9 protein-coding genes are annotated in these 7,354 nt (G+C 40.8%); 6 read left to right on the top strand and 3 right to left on the bottom strand.

Annotated features, from left to right (window positions below):
- From I6E38_RS13865 to I6E38_RS13890, 6 genes are all read left to right on the top strand, one after another.
- Window positions 1-296 (top strand): helix-turn-helix domain-containing protein (locus I6E38_RS13865; protein ID WP_235394546.1); only part of this gene is annotated, 296 nt, incomplete at its 5' end.
- 4 nt (window positions 297-300) lie between these two features.
- On the top strand, window positions 301-786 hold the full coding sequence (locus I6E38_RS13870; protein WP_235394547.1) for a helix-turn-helix domain-containing protein: 486 nt from the start codon (window positions 301-303) through the stop codon (window positions 784-786).
- A 37-nt stretch (window positions 787-823) separates the two neighbouring features.
- A complete protein-coding gene (locus tag I6E38_RS13875; protein ID WP_235394548.1) occupies window positions 824-1,414 on the top strand; it encodes a hypothetical protein in 591 nt (196 codons plus the stop codon).
- 376 nt (window positions 1,415-1,790) lie between these two features.
- A complete protein-coding gene (locus tag I6E38_RS13880; RefSeq protein ID WP_225451457.1) occupies window positions 1,791-2,162 on the top strand; it encodes a plasmid mobilization protein in 372 nt (123 codons plus the stop codon).
- Window positions 2,163-2,176: 14 nt separating this feature from the next.
- Window positions 2,177-3,400, top strand: a complete 1,224-nt coding sequence (locus tag I6E38_RS13885) for a relaxase/mobilization nuclease domain-containing protein (protein WP_235394549.1) — start codon at window positions 2,177-2,179, stop codon at window positions 3,398-3,400.
- A 29-nt stretch (window positions 3,401-3,429) separates the two neighbouring features.
- Window positions 3,430-3,984: a coiled-coil domain-containing protein gene (locus I6E38_RS13890; protein WP_235394550.1), complete on the top strand. Its 555-nt coding sequence runs from the start codon at window positions 3,430-3,432 to the stop codon at window positions 3,982-3,984.
- A 509-nt stretch (window positions 3,985-4,493) separates the two neighbouring features.
- Here I6E38_RS13890 and I6E38_RS13895 read toward each other — a convergent pair.
- The 3 genes from I6E38_RS13895 to I6E38_RS13905 all read right to left on the bottom strand — a co-directional run.
- On the bottom strand, window positions 4,494-4,895 hold the full coding sequence (locus I6E38_RS13895; RefSeq protein ID WP_235394551.1) for a hypothetical protein: 402 nt from the start codon (window positions 4,893-4,895) through the stop codon (window positions 4,494-4,496).
- Window positions 4,896-5,016: 121 nt separating this feature from the next.
- The gene (locus I6E38_RS13900; RefSeq protein ID WP_235394552.1) at window positions 5,017-6,339 is read right to left on the bottom strand and encodes a pepsin/retropepsin-like aspartic protease family protein; all 1,323 of its coding nucleotides are present in this window, start codon (window positions 6,337-6,339) and stop codon (window positions 5,017-5,019) included.
- 97 nt (window positions 6,340-6,436) lie between these two features.
- Window positions 6,437-7,354, bottom strand: a 918-nt coding sequence (locus I6E38_RS13905; RefSeq protein ID WP_235394553.1) for a hypothetical protein, incomplete at its 5' end; no start/stop codon positions are given.

Here is a 7,354-nt window from a genome sequence, read left to right on the forward strand (position 1 = left end):
AGATGATCATCGGTCTGCAATCACAGAACAAGCCACACAAGGCGAACACGCACATACCTATGAGTGTGGAGGAAGCATCGGCATACCTGAAAATGCCGATGGCAACTCTCTACATGAAACTTGGCAACGGCAGCATTCCTGCCACCAAACCTGGCAAGCGTTATTGCCTATATCAGGATGAACTTGACAAGTGGCTGGAGACAAACCGCAAGAATCCTGTACCTCTTACAGCTGAGGAGGAGAATGCAGCCATTCTTGCAGGAAACAAGCGCAAGCCGAAACCCTTAAACTGGTGATGTCATGACTTATATAGGATGTATGAACCAATTGTGGCGTTCCGCTATGATGTCGCCAATGCCAGCCAGTGAAATAGCTCTGTTTGCGTACCTTGTGAACGAGAGCAACAAGCGGTATTGGAATATGCCGTTTGTATGTTCCACTACAAGGATATGCGATGATTTGCGCCTTTCAAGACAAACAGTCATTACAGCACGGAAACACCTTGCCGAGCGTAAGCTTATCTCTTTTATTGAGGGGAAATCACGCCATGTACCGTCCAAATACACAATGCTTGAATGGACGGATGATTTGACAAATAACTTAGCAGATGGCTTGACGCATGACTTGACACTTATAAAAGATAAAGACAAAGAACTTTTTATAAGGAAGTCGAGTGAAAATTTCAACAGTAAAAAAGAAAGTAAAAATGGATTCAGCAAGCAAAAAGAGAATCGCAGAATATGTCCAGTTACTACAGAAGGGGCGGACTATGATAGCACGTTTTAGATTGCCCGTGAACGAAGATAAAGCGTATGAACTTCTGTTGGCGGCGGTAATTGCAGAGGTGCAGTTCCGTCATCGAAAATTTGTTTATAACGAGTTCATTGATGATCAGCTTAGACAGATAGCCAAATGGCTCACCGCTGGTTCTTCCAAATTCGGAATGGTGCTTTGCGGTGGATGCGGTAACGGCAAGACAACAATGCTCAAAGCATTGCAGAACCTCATAAGGCATTTGCAAATTCGCAGGCCAACGGCAGACCCAGGTAGTAGCTATGGCGCTTGCTATGGATTGACTATTGTAGATGCCTTGCATATCGCTCAATTATGTAAGAGCAATCATACGAAGTATCTTGAACTGGTGCAAAATGAAATGCTCGCTATTGATGATTTGGGGACAGAGCCGGTTGAAGTAATGGATTATGGCAACATCATTACTCCAGTCATTGACCTACTGACAAAGAGATACGAAGCCCAGCTTTTCACCATTGTGACAACTAATCTTGACCCGAAGGACATTCGCAAACGCTATGGCGACAGAATTGCAGACCGCCTCAATGAGATGATGGAGAAGATAGTCTATCGTAATCCTACTTATCGAATGGATGAGATACAGACTGATGGAATGAGTTAGTTAGGACTTGCTTGATAGGAATGACGGACTTCAATGCAAAGCAACATACTGCGTGCCGTTAGATGTTCCACCGCCAAGCGTCTCTGACATGGAACTGGAGGCAGAAGCCAGAAGGCAATTTTTCAAAGAACAGATGGAAGCGGAGGATGCCCCACAATTGCTATTGCTTGGGTAATTTGAGAACCGTTATACAACAAGTCTGTGAACTGGTGCAACCGTAGTGCGTAGCGTGCTTGTGCGTAAACTCTGATAGCGGTGCTATGCAAGAAATACCAATGTCATACAAACGCACTTCGTTTGTCCGTATGCCAATTGACTTCTTGAACGCTCGCAAGCTTGCATTGGGTTGCATACTTTTATAGAAGCAATACTTGGTATGAATAAGAAAAATATAGAAAAGGAGGCACAGAAATACACGAGCCGCCTGATAGTAAGGCTGACACCGCAACTCCATAAGGAGATAGCGGAATATGCTGCTCTTTGCGGACTGACCACAAGCGCATACGCACGCAAGCGGTTGGAGGGCAAATATCCCAAACAACGCTTGACTGACAAAGAAATGGAGGCTTTGAACAGCCTTTCGGATGCCAGGGGCGATATACAAAAATTGTTCGGCTTCCTCAAAGGTCGTCCGCTTACGGAACGTGAGAACATTCTCCGTAGCGAAATATTTATGAAACGATGGAGAACAAGCGCAGAGGTGATCTTGAACCGCATGATTGAGATAGAGAAATACTTAACACAATAGAACATACGACATATATGATAGCAAAAGCAAAGGTGATAAGTCATGGCGCAAATGCCATACGTTACTCAGTGGATAAGGACAAGGCAGAGATTGTAAAGACCAATCTCTTGCCCGATGATATTTCCCCAACGGCAATGTGGGCAAGAATGCTTGCCTTGCAGAAGAAGTTTGAAGACAAGTTGAACCGTTATCATCCGCTCAAAAGGAACATGATACGTATTGAGGTTTCCCCAACCTCGGAGGAAACGCAAGGTTGGACGATGGAGGAATGGCAGAGGTTGGCGGATGACTTTATCCGTGAGTTTGATGCGGTTGACCTTTCAGCCAAGTCGAAGCGCAAGAGTGCAAAGGCAACCAACCTCAAAGACAGCCAGTATGTTGTTGCGCTTCATCGTGACAGCAAGAGTGGCATTATGCACCTTCACATTGATGCGAACCGCATAGACATGAGGGGCAACGTGAATGATGCCCATTATATATATGAGCGTGCGATGGCTGCTGCCGCCAAGGTTGGGCAACAGCGTGGTTGGAAAGATGCACAAGAAGTGAGCCGCCAAAATAAGGAAGCGATAAACAATGATTGTCTTTCCGTTTTGACTAAGATGTCGTACTTTGATTGGGGACTATACACAAAATGCCTCACGCAAATGGGATATGATGTCAAACTGCAATCCGACAACAAAGGACAAGTGCGTGGCTATGCCATCAAGCGTGGTAACTCCATTTATAAGTCCTCGGAACTTGGCAAAGGTCGTTGTCTGATGCCCTCAAAGATTGAAGGTACTTGGGCAAAGCTGCATCATCAAGAATTGGAGGAACCAGTTTCAACTCCAACAAAGAATACCCAACAGCCTAAGATTATGACTGTGCCCAACCCCATGCCTACTGCGGACAACACTCCAAAGATACGTCACTTCGACTTTTATACGGACGAGTTTCATCATTACCCTGTTGATATTCCTCAGAATTGTCTGGATATCATCTACAAGAATATAGCTTTGGATGCCGACAATGTATTTGCCAAGATTGGTGATGTGCAGAAGACCGCCATTCTTCTCTTTGCTGAGTACATTGATGCTGCCACAACCATTGCCGCCCAGTCTGGCGGTGGCGGAGGTGGTGCAACCTCTGGTTGGGGACGAGAAAAGGACGAGGATGAACTGTCATGGGCGCATCGTTGCGCTATGATGGCTAATCGCCTGTGCAGACCTCGCAAGAAGCAAGGATATGGCAGATAACCGAATGTTCAACCAACAGCACTGATATTATGCCAATAGGTAAAAGTAAAATCTCAGATATGGATTTCGGATCTTTCGAGAACACGATAGACAAGAATATCGAAACGGACAAGGCTTCGGAGAAGTTTGACCAACAACTTCAAGCCTACAAGGATGCTGGCAATACGTTGGCTTCGGCAAAATCAGAACTTGAAACGGCAGCATCTTCTTTAAAGGAAGCAAAGGACAGCTTGAATAAAGCCACCGATAAAGCAGACGCTGTTACAAAAGCCATTGATAGCTTTATTGCCAAAGTGAGAGATATAAAATTCAAGGCTAAGGTTGATGATGCCGATATGGAACAGGCAATCAACAATAGGAAGAAACTCATTGAGGATGAGTCCAAACTTCTTGAAGACCACCGAAAGGCGAATAAGGAAATCCTCACTCGCCATTTCTATGATATGTCTAATATGATGTCAAGAAATGAAGGAGTTTGGTTGTCGAATGGTTGGGTAAAGACTTTGCTTTGGATATTCTTGCCGTGTTTCCTTTATATGGTCATTTCGATTGTCTATTTTGTAGCATCTTACATAGACAAGTAGACTGATAATATGGGATAATATAGATATAAACAATAGGTCTCAGGTGGTTGTCTACCCACAAATGTTCCAAGAAAAAATTTGGCTCAGGAGAAATTGTCCGTGGATAGACACCCCCCCTGAGCCATTGTTTTTTATTATTCAATATTCTTTTTGTTCGAAAATGTAACTAAGATTTTAGTTATGCATTCCTTTATAAAGCAGAAAAAAACTGATTGTATTAGAATGTTTGCAGGCATTGTGAACAGTATTAATTTTGGAACTTGGTGGTCATCTAAAAAGAAAGGGTAATCATTGTTAATCAATGATAATGGTAAAGATAAAACTTCTTTTAAAAAAATGTGTACATAATCAGCAAGTATGGGTGATTCACTATCACTCATAGACAAAAAAATTAAAATAACAAAAGTGACAATATCTATAACGAAGATTGATACACCTATAAATAAACAATCTTTAGTATAAAAAAGAGTTCTTTTTTTAAAAATTCCCATATGTATTACCTTTATTTGTTACTTTTTTACGGCACTCAATTGGTTTTTGACCTGTTTTTTAATGATTTTCTTTAACTCCTTTTCTATATTTTTTTTACATCTATATATCTTTCTTTTGTCATCTTTTATATAATTATCACATATGAAAAAAGTTTGATGATAATTTGTGCCTTTTATAGTTAATACTAATCTTGGAGGCAATTTAGTTATGTCACAGAGAGTTGCATTCTGTAAGAGTTCATACAGTTCTTGGATTGAAATATCATTATTAATAATGTATTCATTATCATCAAAATAATTTTTTACCAATATTTGCTTACAAACTTTTTTGTTTATAAGATTAGGATGTATGCTATTTTTACAACAATTCCATAGGCAAAACAACCCACAAAAACAAAATATTCTTAATAACTTATTCATGAAGATAGTGTATTTTAAATTATAAAACTCATCCAGCAAGATAGTAGAGCATTTTACTTGTGGAAATTCGCCAATTGAATTTGTAAGGACCTATAGCCAAATCTATTGTTTAATATTTCTGCTAATCCTCAAATCTCATCCACATATTCTTGAAGTTGATAATAAATTTCCTGTGCGCCATTAACGTTGGTAAACCGATTCTGCAATCATATTCCTCATTATGTTCTGAAGATGTTACTACTGGAATGTTTGTCTCGGTATATTGTTCGCCAGCAAAGGTAAATGTCCATGACACAGGTATAGTTTTTACAACATTGACACCACCGACACCTGCCATGCGCAATGAATCAGTTGCCGTTCTACCAGTAAAACAGTTTTCGTTCTTTTTATAATAGCGATTTGTCAGGAGGGTTCCCGCTGCGCCAGTGTCAACTATTGCATCAATCTTTTTCCCTGAACGACCATCTGTTAATGACAAGTGGAAAAGGCGCTGAGGTGAACGATAGAAATTGGGAGCATATGTAGGTGTTGGTGTGTACGAGGCTGGAATTACAAGCTGCATTTTGTCAAAATCGAAACAAATCTCACCCAATGGCATCATTGTCTGGTTGCCTATAACGCATTCGTATCCAAGTTCCTCCAACTTTTTGTTTGCTAACGGATTGTCAGTTCTCATGTCGACGACAAAAAATGGGACATTTCGATAAACTAAATCACCAAGTTTTAGGGAGTCCACCACTACTAAGCCTTTGCTATCAACATAAGACATACCCAACATCTGTATGTTCTTGGTCTGTATAACAGTTGCCTTTATATGCTCGGCAAACTTAGTAGTCATTATATTTATACCTGCCCCTGAATCGTAATTGCATTTCACTTCTTTTCCATTGATATTAGCCATAACATTCATCATCTCAGGATTTTTGCGGTTACCTGTATGTGTTAACAAGGGCACACTCACGTTATAGTCTGGCCTCTCCACAGAAAACGTGCCGCATTTCGAAAGCTTAGAATAAATGTCCTCATAGGCTTCAAATACAGGATTTACAGTTTGTCCACCCTTGCGGTATGCCTCGTTCAGACTGTGTAATAATGCGGAAGCCTTATCGTAGTGTCCCAATGTTGCATAATCTTCTGCCATGAAATACATAATTGAAGGTACAGATGAATTTAGTTCATCTTGATACATCTCCAAAATTTCTTTGCCATACTTGATAGCGCTGTCCGGTTCATTATAGAATTGACTTATAAAGAATCTGGAGAGCGGTTTTAGAAATGGTGTCTGCAAGTTTTCACCATCAGACATATACAAAGATCTAAGTTCAGCCCAATTACTGCTATTCATAGCCTCGCCTATTCTCTCGTCAATGCTTTTTACTTGTCCAAATGAAATTGTAGCAAATAATAATGCCACAAATGTTATACTTATTCTTTTTATCATCATTTTTTATTATAATAATGTAATTCACCACTATACTATAGCGATTCGTTCCATCAACTATTTTGCGGATAAAACCTCCAGTTGTGAATGGATTGCTTTGTTATTGTTGAACTGGTTCTGCATGAACGTAAAAGTAATTATTCTTGGAGTCAGCATCGTCGCGATTGAAAACAAGTGCAATTCTTGTATCAGCAGTTGCCCAATATGTAATAATATGCGCTTTTTCAGGAAGAGCCTTGAATAAGGTGCGGTAATGATCTAACTGCTTACCCACTACGGTTCCCTTGCCATAATGGTTAATCATAAGTTCCGTCAATTCACGAGCCTCCTTTTGCAGAATAGCAACGTCGTCTCCCTTACCCCAGGAATTGTAGCGCAGTTCAGCATATACCTTGTTCATATCATTGTTGTATGTCCTTGGTTCGTAAACGGTGAAGCTTCGGCTTTTATCAAGCAAACATGTAGCAGTAAACTCTCTTGGCTTGCTCATCGAAAACTTTCCCCAATCGAAGCACAAGAATTTGTCATTATAGACATTGTGGCGCATTGTATATATATAGACAACACGACCTTTCTTGTAGCCTTCAAAGTAGGAAGTCAAGTCTGGGTTTGTATCGAAGAAGCGAGTTGTCCACGTCAGTGCTGTTTGAGTCTGCCCCGGCTTATGACGATGTACGACATATCTGTCAGGAAGTGAACTGGCATCAGACCTCCAAACTATGGAGTCGAAATACTCCAACGCAGGATTTGGAAGCATTGATGTGCCAAGATGATCCGTCAGCGAGAACTTTACATTTCCAAAAGCTACAATAACACTTCCGTTCGTATTCTCTTCAAAATCGTCGGGATTATTATAGCTTGCACTTACACGGAACTTGCAGTCGTTAGGAACAGCATCTGTAAAATCTATGTTTGCGTCATAATCGTACGCTTTCTTTGTCTCCACAAGTTCGTTGTCCGTCATGCGCTGATAAACCACCATGCCGTAGAATGGTTTCAGATTTCCATTCTCATCGGT

The organism is Leyella stercorea, from assembly GCF_021531355.1.
Classification (GTDB): Bacteria; Bacteroidota; Bacteroidia; order Bacteroidales; family Bacteroidaceae; genus Prevotella.